General features: G+C 59.5%; 16 protein-coding genes and 2 pseudogenes. 7 read left to right on the top strand and 11 right to left on the bottom strand.

What is annotated here, in order from left to right; translation table 11 throughout:
• Positions 1-10 precede the first annotated feature (10 nt).
• Both F759_RS38615 and F759_RS45220 read left to right on the top strand, forming a co-directional pair.
• Positions 11-388: pseudogene (locus F759_RS38615) on the top strand (LysR family transcriptional regulator); the annotation flags it as partial.
• Positions 389-826: 438 nt separating this feature from the next.
• Positions 827-1,234 carry a BspC domain-containing protein gene (locus tag F759_RS45220; RefSeq protein WP_407668555.1) on the top strand — a complete coding sequence of 136 codons (408 nt, stop codon included), beginning with the start codon at positions 827-829 and terminating at the stop codon, positions 1,232-1,234.
• 1,402 nt (positions 1,235-2,636) lie between these two features.
• Here F759_RS45220 and F759_RS0126045 read toward each other — a convergent pair.
• Complete coding sequence (locus F759_RS0126045; protein ID WP_152530709.1) at positions 2,637-2,942, bottom strand: hypothetical protein; 306 nt, start codon at positions 2,940-2,942, stop codon at positions 2,637-2,639.
• A 72-nt stretch (positions 2,943-3,014) separates the two neighbouring features.
• On the bottom strand, positions 3,015-3,389 hold the full coding sequence (locus F759_RS0126050; protein WP_027802442.1) for a sensory rhodopsin transducer: 375 nt from the start codon (positions 3,387-3,389) through the stop codon (positions 3,015-3,017).
• Positions 3,390-3,706: 317 nt separating this feature from the next.
• Here F759_RS0126050 and F759_RS0126055 point away from each other — a divergent pair.
• The 4 genes and pseudogenes from F759_RS0126055 to F759_RS0126085 form a co-directional block, all read left to right on the top strand.
• Positions 3,707-4,009: pseudogene (locus F759_RS0126055) on the top strand (GMC family oxidoreductase); the annotation flags it as partial.
• A gap of 220 nt (positions 4,010-4,229) precedes the next feature.
• Positions 4,230-4,604 carry an SDR family NAD(P)-dependent oxidoreductase gene (locus F759_RS41310; RefSeq protein WP_322787116.1) on the top strand — a complete coding sequence of 125 codons (375 nt, stop codon included), beginning with the start codon at positions 4,230-4,232 and terminating at the stop codon, positions 4,602-4,604.
• Complete coding sequence (locus F759_RS38620; protein WP_036025285.1) at positions 4,601-6,382, top strand: glycoside hydrolase family 15 protein; 1,782 nt, start codon at positions 4,601-4,603, stop codon at positions 6,380-6,382. The genes F759_RS41310 and F759_RS38620 overlap by 4 nt, the downstream gene beginning before the upstream one ends.
• 86 nt (positions 6,383-6,468) lie before the next feature.
• Positions 6,469-7,737, top strand: a complete 1,269-nt coding sequence (locus F759_RS0126085; RefSeq protein ID WP_244438918.1) for a cation:proton antiporter — start codon at positions 6,469-6,471, stop codon at positions 7,735-7,737.
• Positions 7,738-8,717: 980 nt separating this feature from the next.
• On the opposite strand, the gene F759_RS44345 is transcribed toward F759_RS0126085, so the two are convergent.
• From F759_RS44345 to F759_RS0126125, 7 genes are all read right to left on the bottom strand, one after another.
• Positions 8,718-9,110, bottom strand: a complete 393-nt coding sequence (locus F759_RS44345) for a DUF4396 domain-containing protein (RefSeq protein ID WP_244438914.1) — start codon at positions 9,108-9,110, stop codon at positions 8,718-8,720.
• A 29-nt stretch (positions 9,111-9,139) separates the two neighbouring features.
• Positions 9,140-9,430 (bottom strand): hypothetical protein, encoded by a 291-nt coding sequence (locus F759_RS44350; protein WP_244438915.1) that lies wholly within the window; start codon positions 9,428-9,430, stop codon positions 9,140-9,142.
• Positions 9,431-9,705: 275 nt separating this feature from the next.
• Positions 9,706-9,960 (bottom strand): hypothetical protein, encoded by a 255-nt coding sequence (locus F759_RS0126105; protein ID WP_027802448.1) that lies wholly within the window; start codon positions 9,958-9,960, stop codon positions 9,706-9,708.
• Positions 9,944-11,920: a chloride channel protein gene (locus tag F759_RS0126110; RefSeq protein WP_027802449.1), complete on the bottom strand. Its 1,977-nt coding sequence runs from the start codon at positions 11,918-11,920 to the stop codon at positions 9,944-9,946. Before F759_RS0126110 ends, F759_RS0126105 begins: the two co-directional genes overlap by 17 nt.
• Positions 11,921-12,086: 166 nt before the next feature.
• Positions 12,087-12,218 carry a hypothetical protein gene (locus F759_RS44875; RefSeq protein ID WP_274533491.1) on the bottom strand — a complete coding sequence of 44 codons (132 nt, stop codon included), beginning with the start codon at positions 12,216-12,218 and terminating at the stop codon, positions 12,087-12,089.
• Positions 12,219-12,440: 222 nt separating this feature from the next.
• Complete coding sequence (locus F759_RS43700; RefSeq protein WP_027802450.1) at positions 12,441-12,674, bottom strand: hypothetical protein; 234 nt, start codon at positions 12,672-12,674, stop codon at positions 12,441-12,443.
• Positions 12,675-12,706: 32 nt separating this feature from the next.
• The gene (locus tag F759_RS0126125; protein WP_027802451.1) at positions 12,707-13,129 is read right to left on the bottom strand and encodes a MarR family winged helix-turn-helix transcriptional regulator; all 423 of its coding nucleotides are present in this window, start codon (positions 13,127-13,129) and stop codon (positions 12,707-12,709) included.
• Between the two features lie 251 nt (positions 13,130-13,380).
• Here F759_RS0126125 and F759_RS43705 point away from each other — a divergent pair, with 251 nt between their 5' ends.
• Positions 13,381-13,701, top strand: coding sequence for a hypothetical protein (locus F759_RS43705; protein WP_152530710.1), 321 nt, complete (start codon positions 13,381-13,383; stop codon positions 13,699-13,701).
• A gap of 29 nt (positions 13,702-13,730) precedes the next feature.
• Here the strand turns inward: F759_RS43705 and F759_RS0126130 are convergent, their stop codons facing one another.
• Together F759_RS0126130 and F759_RS0126135 are read right to left on the bottom strand one after the other, a co-directional pair.
• Positions 13,731-14,540: a DUF4336 domain-containing protein gene (locus F759_RS0126130; protein ID WP_244438916.1), complete on the bottom strand. Its 810-nt coding sequence runs from the start codon at positions 14,538-14,540 to the stop codon at positions 13,731-13,733.
• 1,274 nt (positions 14,541-15,814) lie between these two features.
• Entirely contained in the window at positions 15,815-16,882 is a 1,068-nt protein-coding gene (locus F759_RS0126135) for a maleylacetate reductase (protein ID WP_027802453.1), read from the bottom strand.
• Positions 16,883-16,892: the final 10 nt, after the last annotated feature.

A 16,892-nucleotide genomic window follows, 5' to 3' on the forward strand; every position in this document is an offset into this window, starting at 1 on the left:
TAATCATTTAATGAATCCACAAAATGTCCAGTCGCTCTGGCCGCACATCCATTCGCTGACGGTACTCGCCATGACCGCGAGTTTCACGGCCGCCGCACAGCGGCTGGGGATCAGCAAGGCTGCGATGAGCCAGCGCATCGCCGATCTCGAGGAGGCCGCCGGCGTGCCGCTCGTGCGTCGGACAACGCGTAGCGTNAGGCTCACAGAGGCAGGGCAGACGCTCGTCGATAGCACGCGCGAGGCCTACGAGACGATCGAGATGAACTTCGCGCGCGTGAAGGACCTGGCCGGCGAGCCGCGCGGCCTCGTGCGCGTGACGGCGCCCGTTGCGCTCGGCCGGCAGCAGATCGTGCCGTTGCTGCCAGCGTTCATCGAACGATATCCCGGGTGTGATCGATGTTCTCACTCCCGAGCCGGCCTGCTTTCACTCAGCTTCAGGCATCCCTCGATGCCGCGACTGACCAGCCCTCAATTTGCTGCCGGCGGATTGCGGCAAAGCCGTAATTCAGGTGCACTTCGCTTGTGTGTCCGCGTTGGAGTCACAGCCGTCCTATGAATATCAAACCCGCAACTTTCTCAACGGCTCTTCATGGCCGAACCCGGAAGTTACTCGTCGGTCGACGTTCAACCGCCCCGATTCAACCCCGAGCTTCCGTCTTCGCTTAGCGTTATTCGATGCCTCGATGTGAATTAGGGCAGGCGTCAATAACGCTAAACGAGAGCGGTAAGCGGGGCGGGCAACGCGAGTACGAAACCGATCGAACGCTGCGAGTATACTCATAGCCCGTTGTCTATCGATAAGTGCCCGTATCGGGTTTGCTACTGGATGAAGGTTACCACTACCCTTTTGTTTCTCGTTGTTTGTTGCTGGACTTACCACCTGGCTCGCGCCCAGACGAAGCCCGCGCCATTAACTGACTACTCCTATCTCAGACGCATCCACGTTCGCAAAGCGGTCATAAATTGCATTGCGGCCTTCGACCAGTGGGTTCGAACCGGGCAACGCTACGATTCAATCGTCGTCTCCGAAGGTAATGCTTTGCGCGCAAAAGTACTGCCAGCAAGGCCCACGCAAGAGTCTGGGCGATTGACTGCAACGGACGAAACGGTGCATATGCTTGCGGTCGCCAAGCTTCGGCAACAGTATGTTTGGATTCCAGTGGTGGCTTCCTGCGGTGTATGGCACAAACATGTTGTTTCGTTCTCGCTTAGTCCGAGGGCGCGGCGCCAATAGCGCACGGGGCCGGCTGCCGCTCGCACTAGCAGTCGCTGTCGCTTGTCCCGCCGATCGAACGCCGGCTCCCACGCGCGAGTGGGATTGGCACCCATCTACAGCAAAACGAATGCTCTCCACGCGGTCGCGTGACCGTCGCTTTACGGCGCTGTTGACCTTTTCCTTCCGCACCGTTCGTTTCGACGAGGACCTGCTGTTCCTCCGCTAAGGGGCGTTGCCGGCATCGGCAACGCGAGAAAGCGCTTCGTCGATATTGACGCGCCACGATGAGGCCGTGCGACGGCGAAACCCTCTGTCGCGCAGGTAGCGTATCAACCGTTCTGACGCATGCAATTCACGGCGCCGTGCCTGCAAGCATCGAGACTGCAGTCGCGAATCAAAGCGCGCGTCTAGAGCCCCGTGAACGAGCACGACGATCTCGGCGACAACTCGCTGCCAGACTACGCCGCTGTGTAAGACGGCTCGTTATATGGTTTTCCTCGCGGTTACTATGGCCAGTGTCTCGAAGCGCGTGCCCGGCCTCACTCAGCGGCTCGACCTGGTCGCAACGGCCAATTCACCGAACCATGCGGTCGGCAATCGTATGTCGTCGCTGTTCTATTCCTTTTATGACGGGACGCCGGTCCGATGCACTACCGCGGTGGTCCGTTCGTCCGTAAGCATGCCTCACGGAACCACAAGCCGGGCGCCGGTTACAAGCTGGGCTACGACCACCGTCTTGCCCCGATGCGCCGTAGAACAGTGCGTAGCTTCAATAAATCCGCTTCGTGTTCCAGCCCCTGGTGTAACCGCTGCACCGTTTGCGCCATCAGGCGTCACTAGTCATAGAAATCGTGGCGCGCAATGGCAGGGAATACAGTGATCGCCTTGGTTGCGCCGCCGCGAGGGACACGGCGGCGTCGCTGCGCCTCAGCTAAATGCTGAATCAACTTCGACATTTATGTCACACCGTGACATGTAATGGAATGCAAGCGCCTCGTGTGAGTTGTGGTTCCATCGCCGATAAAGCTTGTTCGTCGGTCTGGGGAACGGCCTGGCCGATTTCCTCCAGCGGATCATTTAAAAGGCCAGGTTTTCGCGGCGGAGATGGATATGAGAGGGTCAGCGGTCCATGCTGATTTTATAAGATCAGCGAGACGAGGCAGGAAGCGTGCACGGTCGGCGCCTGTGTGGGTCGACACAGTGGTGAGGCGTACGGTATCGGGTCAGACGTTATATGCGCGCATCGAACCATTTGCGGCGCGGGGCCAACCGGAAGCACTTGAACGAGTTGCGCGCGATCAGGCAATAGAACATGCGCGTAACTCATTAAAGCAACGGTTGAGCAGACGCCAGGACACGAGGCAGGCCATGTTTGTCATCATCAAGCCATCTTTTCCGTACTTTCGACGAGGAAAATCGATCAGGGAGTCGGATCGACCGGTCTGACGAAGTGGTGCGCGAAACCCGTGTCATGCGATGGTGGGAACGGTCGCGCAACCAGCCCGCGACGGTGAACAGGATCAATCACCACAGCGCCGAGCCCTTCGGTACGCCGGCTACCACGACCGAAGGCCGATAGCGCGCGGCCAGCCAGCGCATCGACCACTGCTATGACCGACAGAATGGTCATCGAGTCCAACAGCGTCGGCGCGAAGGTGCCGGCCAGGTCACAGTAGCGTGCCGGTCCGAGCGGCAGCCCGTTGTGCCAGCCATTGGTGGGCGGCATCAGACGCATCGACGCAGCCGCAGTGTGCGAAGGACGGCACGATTGTCACAAAGAAAGACGGCACCCCACACGTCAATCACTGGCAAATGCAATTGTGGACAGCAGTGCCAACTCGGCCTGGCGAGAATCGAGGCGCGTATGCTGCACGACTACGGGAACGTCCGAATGGAACACGCTGGCGTATTCCGTGCCCGTCGGAATACGCTCGGGTTCGCTCAGATCGTTAAAGCGCATATGCAGCGTTCGCCTCGCAGGAACTGTGACATGGTATGGTCCCGCCGGTTCGCGATCACTGAAGAGAATCGTCAGTTCAATGTGCGCGTCTTCATCGCCGGCGTTCAAAATGCACGCCGCCTCGTGGCTGGCCAGGTCGGGACCATCGCCAGTGCCGTACTGTGGCAAATAGCCCTCCGCGACCGCCCATCGTGTCTTTCCAATAGCTTGCATGGCCCTCCTCCCTTACGCGCCTGGTGGTGCGGCGTGTACTACGCCCGCAACCAGGCGCAACCGCCATACCCGGCGGTCACCGCTCCGTGTGACAGTCGTCGAAACTCGCGACGCCCGCTCGTTGCGGTTTCGATACCCGGTCGTCGTGCATTAAGGTGCTGGCACGCTTCGCAGCCGTTTGCTGACACATGGAGGGCAAAGCCGCGTAACGCCGCGAGGTACAAACAGGTTGTCTGTCAGGTGTTCTACTGTTGAATCTGCGTTATCCGATGGGAGTGAACTCACTGGAATTACGAGGACAAAGGCAGGGACTTCTTCGCCGCCTGATCGACCACTCGCCGAAGTCTATGAGCATCGCGATGGAAGCGGCCGGCGGCCGTGATCTGTGGACCCAGATCGACGATACCGCGCATCTGCACGGCACCGCGCGCATGGGCGACAGCCCGGCGACAAGCGTGTTCAACGCGGATTGCCGCAGCTGGGACATCGACAACCTGTGGGTCTGCGACGGATCGGTATTTCCGACCGTCGGCGGCGTTAATCGATCGCTGACTATTCAGGCAATCGCGCTGCATACTGCAGACCGTATTGAAGCGCTCGCCGCTCGCGGGGAGCTTTAGCGCGACGGTAACGAAATTCCAGCGTCGCTTGCACCGCTAAGCAGGCAGGAAAAAGAAGGGACATTCGTCTCGCCCTCGCCGAGACGGAAAGTCCTGGCGCAGGTTTTGCTCGACGGTGCGGGGGAGCCGCTCCGGAGTTAGAGACGCCGGAATGGCTCGTACTGGTATAGAGAAAAATGTGTCAGCTACATGGGGCCAGCTAATGTCCAGGATAGCGGTTATGACAGGTGCCGGCGCGGGGATAGGCCACGCGACGGCCGAACAGTTCGTCCGAAACGGCTACGATGTCGTGCTCATCTCGCACGGTCGTGAACGGCTCAATCGCGCAGCGTCCAAACTCAGTAGCACGCATGGCATCCGAGCGCTTCCGATCCCCATCGACGTCGCCGACGCGCAAGCCTTTGATGCTGCCGCCCCACGCGTCGAACGGGCTCTCCGCCCCATCGACGTACGGGTGAACGTAGCGATGGCGACTGTCTTTGCGCCCCCTATGTTCATCAACCGCCATCGCACAGCTCCGTTCGGAGTCCCGGGCGCAAGCGCGGTCGCTATAGCGATGGCTGCTGTTGCACGCAGACGGGGGCGACTGCGATGAGCCGCCCCGCGATCGAAGACTACGCACTGCTCGGCGACGGTGAGACGGCTGCACTGGTGAGTCGAGACGGCTCCATAGACTGGTTGTGCTGGCCGCGCTTCGACGGCGCCGCCTGCTTTGCCGCGTTGCTCGGCACCGCCGACAATGGCTGCTGGTCGATCGCGCCGGTCGAGCGGGTCATTCACCAGCAGCGCCGCTACCAGCAAGACACGCTCGTCGTTGAAACCGACTTCGAATTGGACAGCGGTGCAGTGCGGGTGATCGACTTCATGCCAGTCGGCGACGGTCCAAGTTCCGTCGTGCGCATCGTGACGGGACTACGCGGAGTCGTGACCATGCGCTCACAACTGCGGCTACGTTTCGATTATGGAGCGCTGTCGCCCTGGATCGCGGAAGTCGATGGGACGGTGCAGGCCCGCGTCGGACCAGACCTTGTCGTATTGCACACAGACGTCGAGCTCGATGCGAACGATGAGTCGGTCGACGCCATTTTCGATGTGGAAGCTGGCAAGCGGGTGGCCTTTTGCATCAGGTATGGTCCTTCGCACGAGCCCGCACTGGAGCGTCTTGATGCTGAATCCGCCCTGCTCGCTACACAACGGTACTGGCGTGAGTGGATCGGCCAGTTCGACAACAGCAGAACAGCGTGGCCGGATGCAGTCAGGCGTTCGCTGCTGACGCTCAAGGCGCTGATTTACCACAGGACGGGCGCGATAGTCGCGGCACCGACAACCTCGCTTCCGGAAGCCCCGGCGGGACAGCTCAATTGGGATTACCGCTATTGCTGGCTGCGCGACACGAGTTTCGCGTTAGTCGCATTGCTCAATGCCGGGCTTTACGATGAGGCACTTGCGTGGCGCGACTGGCTGTTACTGGCAATTAGCGGTTCGCCCGAGGACATTCGCGTCATGTATCGCGTCGATGGCAACCGCCATCTGCACGAACAAACCATTGACTGGTTGCAAGGCTACCGTTACGCAAGCCCCGTACGCGTCGGCAATGCGGCGGCTGTCCAGCATCAGGTCGACATACTGGGCGAAATCGTCGACAGCCTCGCAGTCGCGCGGCGTGCCGGATTCCCGACCTCCAGCCACGAAGAAGAGATTGAAAGACGTATCGTCGAGCACGTGGAGACGGTCTGGAACACGCGCGGCTCGGGAATCTGGGAGTCCCGTTCGCAACCTCGTCACTACACGTACTCTCGCGTTATGGCGTGGGTCGCAGTTGACCGTTTCATCGCGCGCCGTCCAACCAGTGGCCCAAGGACCTCACCGCTCGTCGAACGCCTCCTTGTGCTTCGAGAAACGATCCGCGACGAAATCTGCCGCGAAGCCTGGAACGCCGGTCTGGGCACGTTCACGCAGTACTACGGCAGTGACACACTCGATGCAAGCCTGCTGTTGATGCCGCTCGTTGGCTTTTTGCCAGCCGACGACCCACGCATGGCATCGACCATTGACACTATCCGCCGGGAGTTGACCGAAGACGGTCTGATCCGGCGACGCAAGAAAGACTCCGACGGGCCAAATGAAGGAGTCTTCCTGGCCTGTTCGTGCTGGATGGCCGATTGTTTGCACATGCAGGGCCGTGATTCTGAAGCACGCGAACAATTCGAGCGTGTGCTTGCCGTGGCGAATGATGTCAGTCTTTTTTCCGAGCAGTACGATACACAGCATCGGCAGATGGCCGGCAACTTTCCTCAGGCCCTGACGCATCTCGCTGTGGTTAACACTGCGTTGGGATTGTGCGGATCGATCTTGCAACGGGGCGGCGGCTAACCTGCCCAGACAAGCGCTTGCCATGCGGCGGGCGATTCGTGGAAACGCCCGCCCGGACTATTTAAAGGAGCTATCCTTTGTTCGATGTGGTTGCAATATGCCTGTCTCTTACAGCGATCCTCGCGTACCTGAACCACCGCTACCTGCATTTTCCGACAATGATTGGCGTTATGGCCACGTCCCTTGGCGTATCCGTCGCGGTCGTCGGCCTCGACGCCTTTGGTCTGGACTTGCTCGGCGTCGCTCACAAACTCCGGCTCGCAGAAACAAACCTGATACGTTCTGCCGATCTCGGTGGACTGTTGTTGCAAGGAATGTTGTCACTCATGCTGTTTGCTGGCGCCATGCACGTCGATCTGGGGAGGCTCCAGAAATATAAATGGCACGTCATGGCGCTATCGGTCATCAGCACCAGCGTCTCCACGGCGATTGTCGGCATCGTCATGTGGTATCTCCTGCCAGGCATCGGCGTCCAGCTGACGCTTCCATATTGCTTGTTGTTTGGCGCGCTGATCTCACCTACCGACCCAATCGCAGTGATGGGCATCGTCAAGTCTGCCGGAGCTCCTAAAAGCCTCGAGGTCGTAATCGCGGGTGAGTCACTCTTCAACGATGGCGTGGGCGTCGTGCTGTTTTCGCTGCTTCTGTCGTTTGCGACGAGCGGCAAGGCTCCAACTCTGCAATCGGGACTTGTGGATCTGCTTCGAGAAGCAGGCGGCGGTTTGCTTTTTGGCTACGCAATCGGCTGGGCTCTATATCGACTGCTGCAATCCGTGGATCATTACCAGATCGAAGTGCTGCTCACCCTTGCTGCCGTAGTCGGCGGCTATGCTCTCGCGAACCATCTGGAAGTCTCCGGGCCGCTGGCCATGGTTGTCGCCGGTGTCATGACTGGCAACCGCGCTCGCCGCCACGCAATGTCATCGACGACTCGCCAGTACGTCGACGTGTTCTGGGAACTGATCGATGAGATCCTCAATGCGCTGCTGTTTGTACTCATCGGTATGCAGGTACTCCTCATCCCGTTCCCGGCCACTGTCGTGTTGGCTGGTGCGCTGGCTGCAGCCGTGGCACTCGTGTCGAGACTGCTTTCCGTCGGCGCTCCCGTTGCGTTCCTGGGTCGAACAGCCGGTCTGCCCGTGGGCTCCTGGAAAGTGCTAACGTGGGGTGCGCTGAGAGGAGGGATTTCCGTCGCGCTTGCGCTGTCGATTCCGGCTAGCAACGCGCGAGATGTAGTTCTTGCGATGACCTATTCTGTTGTCGTGATTTCCATTTTCGGGCAAGGCTTGACTATCGGCCGCCTCGTGCGCAAAGCTGTTAGCCACCGAGGCGCAACTGGCCCTTCGCGCATGTAGCGACCACTCCGTTTTCGCCTGCTGTACCGATCGCAGGCGCCGACGCGCTCTGGGTGGTAAATGGGATCCTGCGCGTTCCCCCGTGTATCGTCTATCCTTTTCGGGCAGCGGAATTTGCCAGCTGACGATTGCAATAGCCGTTAACTCGAACCCTTGCTGTCGTTCGAAATCCCTCGAAACGGAGCCAACTATTGATGCGCAGCAGACTGGGACAGCGGTGGGCGCCGATGATGCGGCGTCTGAGTGTTATCGGTTATAGCGGGATGTCTCGGGCGAGTTCTTCCCGAGATGCGCGAACCGGCGACAAGAAGAAAACGCCGAAGAACGGGCGGACGTGGCATCTGCTCATCGCGCTTGGATGTTCGGCAATCCTTGCGACCGCCTGTACGCGGACGGACAGCCTGTTTTCCGGGGCACCCGCTCTCACGCTGCATTCTCACGCATCCGTCGAATCGATTGCGAGGTGCATCGCTTTGAGGTGGCGGACAGGCGCGCGTCGCTTTCGCAGCATACATAAGGGCGACACGATCAATCTGCGGGCGCAATCCTTCTATAGAGGCGTGAATATCGGCGTCCGACTGAAGAAGCGCTCCGGCATGACGGTTGTAGAGTACTTCGAGCGACGCCTTACCGCGCCACCTTACGCCGCTATGGTGCGGCGTTGTGCAATGCCAGACGGAACGCGCGCACCCAAGCGCATCCGCATACCCAAATAGCGTTGACGATCCAGATACTGCTTCGAGCGACGCACCCGCAGCTTTGCCCCGTCAGGGCAAAGGCCAATCACGGTGTCTTAACGCTTCGGCATCCGAACAGCGTGATATTACATGTCACGATGTGCCATTTTTTCAAACGGCTTGTAATAAAAACCGTCGGCATTCAGAAAGTCGTCGGAAAGCCAAGGCGAATGCCAGCTGGCGCATGATGGCGAACCGCAGACACCGGCCTGCGCACCATGTCTGTTGCGCCGCGCCATCGCCTCACATCTTTTCCTTCACACCCGAACGGATCAACAGCCAGTTGACGGGATAGCTAGTCGCAAACCCCGCAAGCATCGCAAGCTGCATTGCAAACCAGAACTCCGGGCTGGCGACGTTCGCAATGCCGCCATAGGCCGGCTTGAACCAGAAGAACTGGATGAGTGCCATTAATCCATACATGCCTATCTGCCATGCGCTTATCGAGGCAATGTCCGCCTTAAGCGCGGCGACCAGGCCCTGCCGGACGGAAAGGTCGCGCATCGGCTTGATAGTGAAGTACTGGAATAGCACGCCGAGCAGAAACGCGACAATGAAGTCAGCGATCCAGACTGCGAATGTCTTCTCGGCGAAGAGCGTATGCCAACCGAACCACACTGCTACGTTCGGGAACATAAACGCCGCCCATTCTGCAACGATGTCCCCTAGCGTGCAACCGGCGCCCAGTGGCTAGTGCCCTTCAGCACCATTGCCGGAAAAGCGGGGTCGCTGTTTTGATCCCCGGCCGCCGGGGAGTTACGGCCCCAAGCATAGTAAGCAGCCAACCAGAGGAAGGTGCCGAACAGTGCAGTCAGTGGCGAGACGAGGTTCATGATCCACATCTTCTGCGGTCGCCGGAATTCATCGGCCACGATTACAACGGCGCAAATCGCGCCCAGTGCCAGCCATGCGATTGAAAGGCCGTGTAACCAGACGGGAAAGATACCGTAGCTCATCAACTGTCTCACTGGGCCGCAAGTTGCCCTCCAAACATGAGCGATTCGGAGATGGTTGCCAGCAGTCGGTGTTCCTGTTCCCTGATTGCTATAGCTTCCGACGACTTTCCGATGAAGCCGAGCGCCTCCATGAAGAGGCGCGCACTCTTTGAAACGTGCGCCACGGCCGGCCCTTGAAGCGCTGCAACTGACAGTTGCCATTGGCGATCGCGATATGCGCCGCCGGTTGCAGGAGGGTCCGGCTATGGTTTCCAGACGCGAAAATTAGCCGGCAGTCAAAGACCGATGAACCAGGTCTGGACATCCATTTCTTCGGCCCAGATCTGGACATCGAGCATTTCCTGCAGTTCGACGGCTTCGCCCTGATAGATGCAGCAGAAACCGTGCGCCGTCCGGTAGACGATCGCCCATTCAGGCCCCCGTTCCAGTTTTCCGGCTCGCATCGCGCCCGACATCTGTTTAATGTAGTCGAGGTGAAGTGCTCTGCCGATACGCTCGCGGAGGTTGTCGAGGTCATGCGTCAGTTTCATTGCCAGCTCCTTTGCCGTCGCCGCCGACTTTCTTCTTTCTTCGGTTGCTGTCAAACGGCCTCACGGCGCCTTGCCGGGGCCGACTCTCGGCCTGTCCCGGGAATATCTTTATGCTGCTCGCAACTGCATCCGCAATGTGTTCCTTGGCGATCACCCCGAGCACGCGAAGGGGACCGTGTCCCTCCTGTCGCCCAACCACGACCGCCATCGCCGCACGCTGTTTCCAAAGGCGGGTAATCACACCGAACGCAACGTCGTTCTCCTCTACGACAATGAAGTTGCGCTGCGCGAGAGCGCCAAGTGAAATATCCGGAGCGCCATGACTCACGGCGCGGCGCAGTCCGGTATTGATCCGCAGCACTCCGTGGATTTCATGCGCCCTCGTGATCACGACATGCCGGAAAGCGGCGCCTTCTACACCGGCAAGCACGTCGCGAAACGGTACATGCTCATCGAGCACGAAGACATCGGTTTCCATGACCTGGGCCGCGCTCTGCACCAGAAACATATTCGCATGCAGGGCGTTGGGAATCGGGTGTCCGCGCCGCACGAGCTTGAGCGTATAGATACTTTCGGGAGACAGTAGCCGGCGTGCGCCGAGGCTGAAGGCCACCGCGATGATCATCGGCAGCACGATGTCATAGTCCCGCGTCATTTCGAAGACCATCGCAACCGCGGTCATCGCGGCGCCTGTGCCGCCGCCGACCATTGCTCCCATGCCCACCATCGCAAACGCAGGTGCGCTGACGGGTGCCCCCGGCAGCGCAAGCGCAACCACGGACGCAAACGACGCCCCGAGTGTCGCACCGATAAAAAGCGACGGAGAAAACACGCCCCCAGACGAACCCGAACCGAGGCTGACCGATGTCGCCAGCATCTTGCACAGCGCCAGCATCAGCAGGAAAGCACCACCCTGCAGTTGTCCGTACAACGTGGCCTGGATTGTCGCGTAGCCGACACCTTCGACGTAATAATGCCCCGCATAGCGCCATAGCAGATACATCGTCGCGCCAACGATCAGCATCCCGAAGGCGTGACGCCCGTATCGTCCCGGTATCTTGTCGAATCCATCTTCTGCCCAATGCAGCGCGCGTATCAGCAGCGCCGCGGCCACGCCCGTTGCGGCACCGAGTAGCGCATAAAGGATCAGCGTTAATGCACTGCCCGGCTGGTTTGGAATTGCGCCCAGTTGCGCAGGGACAAAGAACGCTGGCGCAGCACCGAAGAACAGCCGACCTAGAAAGGTCGCCGTCCCCGTTGCAATCGCCACAGGCAGAAACGTGTTGACGCTGATCTCCGGCATCATCAATTCGGTGGCGAACAGCACCCCGCCGATTGGCGTATTAAAGGTCGCGGCAATGCCGGCACCGGCGCCCGCGGCGACCAGCGTGATACGCTGCCCGGCCGTCATGGTCACCAGCTGACCGAGAGTCGATCCGAGTGCGGAGCCGATCTGGATGATCGGCCCCTCGCGTCCGACGGCAGCGCCGGAGCCGATCGCCAGTGCAGATGCAATCGATTTCACCACGGCCACGACGGGGCGGATCGCACCGCGCTTATAGTAGATCGCGTCCATCACCTCCGGTACCCCGTGTCCCTTGGCTTCCGGCGCAAATGTGCTCACGATCCAGGTGACCGCGAGTCCGCCTACGACAGGCACGAGAATGACAAACATGCCCCACGGTGATGCGGGCGTGAAGCGGCTGGCATCATAGGCAACCGACAGTTGCCCGAGAAAGAACAGGTTGTGCACCAGCCCGATCAGTCCCCGGAACACGACGGCGCCGAGCCCAGTCACAATGCCGACGACGAACGCGAGACAACATAGCCAGTAGAGGGCGACCGGCATGACGGAATCGTCATCGAGGTGAGCGACCGGGCGTGGTTGCACCGGCGCGACCTTCACGTGGTGCGTCTGGCTGGAGGAATCCTGATCATGCCGATGAGGCTCGCCCGTCATAGCTTGTCATCCCCAGAACGACTACATGGTGGATCTGCTGGCGTCATGCATGTCCGGGCGGCCATTCCGGACCTCGCGTCCAGCTTCCCAGCGATCCGCAAAAGCGTCCTGCCGGTCTTCCGGCACATCGTGCCGCGTGATCGCATTGCCCAACTCGCGCCTGCGCTCAACTGGTGCGTTTCATCCGTTCCATCATGGCCGTCGTTCCGCCCGGGCTCAGCGCACAGCGCATTGCGAACAGGATGACGATGACGCGCCAGACCGCCAGCAGCAGAATATCCCAACCAAAACCAATCACGTTCCGGCCGCCTCCGACGTTGCCCAGCCATGACAACACCCAGACCCCCGCCAAACCACGGCGACAGCCACGCGATGTTCTTCCAGCCGAACCGGCTAGCTCGCTTGCGTGCAATTACATGGTAGTACACGGCGTAGAGCACGAAACCGATCGCAACCAGCGAAAACAGGAATGTGTTGGTTTTGAAGCCCGTCCAGTGATCACAGATTACTGCAGATGAAGCTAACTGTCGGGCGCCGCGCTCAATACGTTCCAATATCTGCTCGCCGTCATCAGTCCGATGATGGTGAGCACCGGCACCAGAATTTTCCACCCTGTAATGGTTGAATTGACGTTAAGCAGCCATCGGACGACCATCGGGTTCAGCAAGGCCGTGACGCCCAGCAGCGACGTGCATGCGACAAAGCCAGTGGTCGTGAGTAGCCCTTCACTGCCAGGACGGATGAAATACGGCAAATAGTTGTTCGCGTAGGCACGAAGACGTTTTCTTATTGTCTGCCGGCTCCGCCGAATGCCCAGCCGAACGACTCCATCTCGGACTTGTGCAGCGACGCCAGTTTCAGCAGACAGCGCTCACCCTTCGCCGTAAGATGCACCTGAACCTGACGACGATCCACAGTGTCCGGCCGACGAACCACGAGGCCGACCGCTTCGCAGCGCGAGACCAGTGCGGCCGTTCCGTTCGGCGCGGCCTGGAGACGCTCGGCGAGTTCACCCACCGTTGCCCATTTACGCCCCGGAAACCCTCTGACATGAAGCAGTAATTGGTACTGCAACGGCGTAACGCCTTCCGCATGCGTAATTTCTTCGGAGAACCTGAGAAATTGTCGTAGCTGGTAACGGAATTCGGACATTGCCTCCAGATCCGGCTTGCCCGGTACCTTGACTGTGGTGCCTTTGCGGGAACCCATCCCACCTCCAGAAAATTCGACAACACATTAAAAATATGTCATCTTGTGCTTAAACCGCACGACGGCATGCACGCGTACAGACGGTGCGCCGGGTGTTGCTCTCCTGCGGCGAACGCAGCGTTCAGAGGCCGTTCGCCATGTCAGGATGCTGCGATTCTAAAACGCCAGGAGCGGGAGACCGATTCTCTACGTGTCGCCTTGCTTGTCGTGTTCGTGCAGCCGCGATATTCCCGCTTATCCGGGAGTGATCGATGATCCGTTATTTTGCGTGCGCATTACTTGTCGCGTTAGCAACACTACCGGCGGTTACGGCCATCGCAGACACGCCGGTCACCGTGCGTGTCGCGATGCTGGAGTCGCACGGTCCACAGACCCTGTCTGGCGAACCCGTGTTCAGCGCGCACGATGGTGGAAACTTCCCCTCGGATCCGCGACAGTACCGCTCGCCCTCCGTTATCAACGGACCTTCGTATTTCTCCGCGCTGCGACGCTACGATCGCCAGCATTTAACGATGCCCCAGCGATTGCAGGGGTACGGGTTCGGCACTGGCTGGAGCGCGAAACCACACTAGTCGGTGCAAAACCCTTTGATGCCGAGTCCTCATTGCCGACCGATCAGCCACCGGAAGGCGCGCCTCAGCTCCGCAGCTCCGTCTCTGCAATACCAGCGGCCGTGCGAGATGATGACGCGTTCGGGATCCCATCGGATCATCGTTTCCACGGCGAGTCTGAGCTCGCTCCTGTGCCGTGCGAACGACAGCCGCATATCACGTGGCATCTGACCATCGGGGTGCCGCACACCGCCCAGTTGAGTGAGAATCCGCGCCATCGGAGAATCAAGCCTGTCCGACTCGAAGTTTTCTATCAGATCCGCCAGGATCAGGGTCCGCGAGACACGATGAAAAAACACGATTTCCGTAAAGTAACTACCTGCAATGGGTAATGTCGCTATATGCGGTTCCCATCCGTAGGCCGTGATTCCGTTCAGTGGCAGACGGTGCGTAATGGGTGGATCCGACATGCCTCTCCCGTCGCTTGGGGCCACATATGCCAGCGCGTCCGGATACGCCGATGACCAGTCCTGGAGCCACCGGGTGTGCATCCGGTTCGGCCCAATAAGCCAGCTCGGTGTTCCGACCTGCGCCAGCGCAACCTTGAGGGCAGGCGTAAGCCGGGTGGGCGAATGGATGAACAGCTGCCGTCCAGCGGTACGGATTATCGTCATTCTGGTTGGAAACGCAATCCTAAAGCAAGGAATGCCGAACCGGATCGCCGGACCGTCCACGATCCAGACATCCGGCGCAATCTCCTTCAACGTGTCGAGCGGCGGATACGTCACTGTCTGTGTTGCAGGACTGTCGACTGCGCTCATCGGCGTGTAAGCCCCCTGAATTTTTGAAACTGGCGCCATTGCGCCGTGCAGATCCTAGCGTGTAGCTGCGCCGGACAGGCTTTAGTCATAGCATGACATAAATCGGGCTCGCACCGGGCCATAGTCTTGCAGGGTTTAAATCATCGGTGCCAGTGTTGCCCGTTGGGCTCCGGTCCAATTCCGATTGCAGGGGCTCCATGATAGCCAGCCGCGAAGGCAGAAGTATCATCGAGCGCCGCGTCTGGCCCATGCGGCATAATTGTAATGCACCCAGCCAGGCCAATCATCCGTGCAAAAATACCCAGAAGTCTGATCACGATCCCTCCGCTTTCACCGGGCCACCACTGGAAAAGAACAGGCGCGCTCGGTTCGGAGCGGGTCTGCACAGAATGACGTCCGGGCGTTACTGTCAGGCCAGTCCCCCGCAAGCGCCGCGCGCGATGAGCTTACATGCAGTCGTTGATTGAGGAAATGTGGAGAACCCGTATCCTCGGTTTAAAGACCAGCAGTCGGCTCATGCACAGGGTGTCCCGAGACTCCTTCTTTGGGCGATCACACAAGCCGGTAGACTAGTTCGCCATTTGACAACCGGCGAGCCGGGAAGGCGCAATAGAGAGCATCCGTCACGCCGAGGCAACGTCCTGTGCGCGCAACGCTCAGCGCACTCGCGGGAATAGCCTCGAGTTCGGGCCGTGGTTCATTGATGCGGTCGTTCTCCAATGCTCCATATGGTCCGACACGCGAACTTCAACAGGATTTAATAGCGTATTTTGCGGACGACGGAGGCACGGACCGGTGAAACCTTCTATCTGGAGCAATCACACTTTGCACCGGGAACCCGGACACTATCGGCGATCGAAGGGATGGCGACGGATGCAGCCACGCGACCCATGATTGCGGCATTGAAGCGATCGCGCAATGCAACCCGCTGAACAAACACCGATGCGATACCACGACAGCACAGAACGAGATTCCGCACTGCGAAGAATTACCCATCGAGTGCACCGCCAGAGGTTCCGCAGAAACTCACTTTCGACGACTAGCTCGTTTCTAACTTGGTGTGTCAAGAATCTGCTTCTTGAAAGGCAGCTCTTCTACGCAGCGCATGCAGCAACGTGATATCGGGTTGCGCCCCAACCGGGCGACGAGCTGACTGCCAGCGGCGCGGGCGCCAGTTCGTGGGAAGGCAAAGCTGCGCCAGACTAGCTGCGCAGCACGTGGACAAGATTCTTCGCGACTCCTGCCCCCGGGTTCCGTTGCACTAAGGCCGTCAACTGTGTTGAAGCAAGCATTTCGCCACCGGTACGCCGCCATCATCCGGCAACCTGGCTACCAGTGCCGGCCCACGCGCGCTCGATCAGTTCGGTCAGCGCAGTTGTTTCCAGCGGCCGTGGATTGGCGTACGGGTTAGCCAGCAACTGATCCACCGCCCCGGCGATACCCTCTTCCGGCATACCAATGTCCTTCAGCGCCATGGGAATCCGACAGACACGCTCCAGAGCAAGGAGAGTATTGACCGGATCGTCATCGTTCATCGCGTCGGACAAACGCGCCATTGCGTCCGGTATCGCCGGCGCATTGAACTCGAGCACATACGGCAGCACGATCGTATGCGTTTCCGCGTGCGGCAGATTGAAGGCTCCGCCCAACGTATGACAAAGCTTGTGATGCAATCCCATCGTGGTGCTGCCGAGACAACATGAACAGAGCCACGCGCCGTATAGCATGTCACTTCTGACGGCGGGATCGTGAGGCGCTTCGATCAATTCCGGCAGCGCACGGACGAGCGAGCGCACACCTTCTTGTGCCATCAGCGAGATGATTGGGTTAGTGTCCGGTGCGTAGAGCGCCTCGACTGCGTGAGCGATTGCATTGAACGCAGACAGGGCCGATATGTGGGAGGGCAACGACAGGCTCAGATTCACGTCGTAGATAACGGTTTCTGGCAAGATTCTCGGGCTTCGCTGCGTCGTCTTCAGACCGTCTTTCGTTTCACCGAGAATAGGCGTCATTTCGGAACCGGCGTAGGTCGTCGGCAGGACGATCTGCGGAAGATCCGTCCGAAGTGCGATCGCCTTGCCCAAGCCAATTGTCGATCCACCGCCAATGGACACGACACCATCGGCACGCAGATCCTGCACCACATCAAGCGCACGTTCCGTCACATCGACGGGCGTATGCATGGTCGCGTCGGCGAATATGCCAACCACCCGTTCTCCTGCCCATTGACGTGCACGCTCGGCCAGTGCGGTCTGCCCAGGTGTGCATAGTATGAGCAAGCGCTTCAGTCCAAGCCGCTGCGCCTCATCGGCAAGCTGTGCTCCGGTCCCGGAACCGAAGATGACACGAGCGGGCTGCGCCTGATAGATAAAAGATTCCATATCGCACCTG

The organism is Paraburkholderia dilworthii (assembly GCF_000472525.1).
Lineage (GTDB): Bacteria > Pseudomonadota > Gammaproteobacteria > Burkholderiales > Burkholderiaceae > Paraburkholderia > Paraburkholderia dilworthii.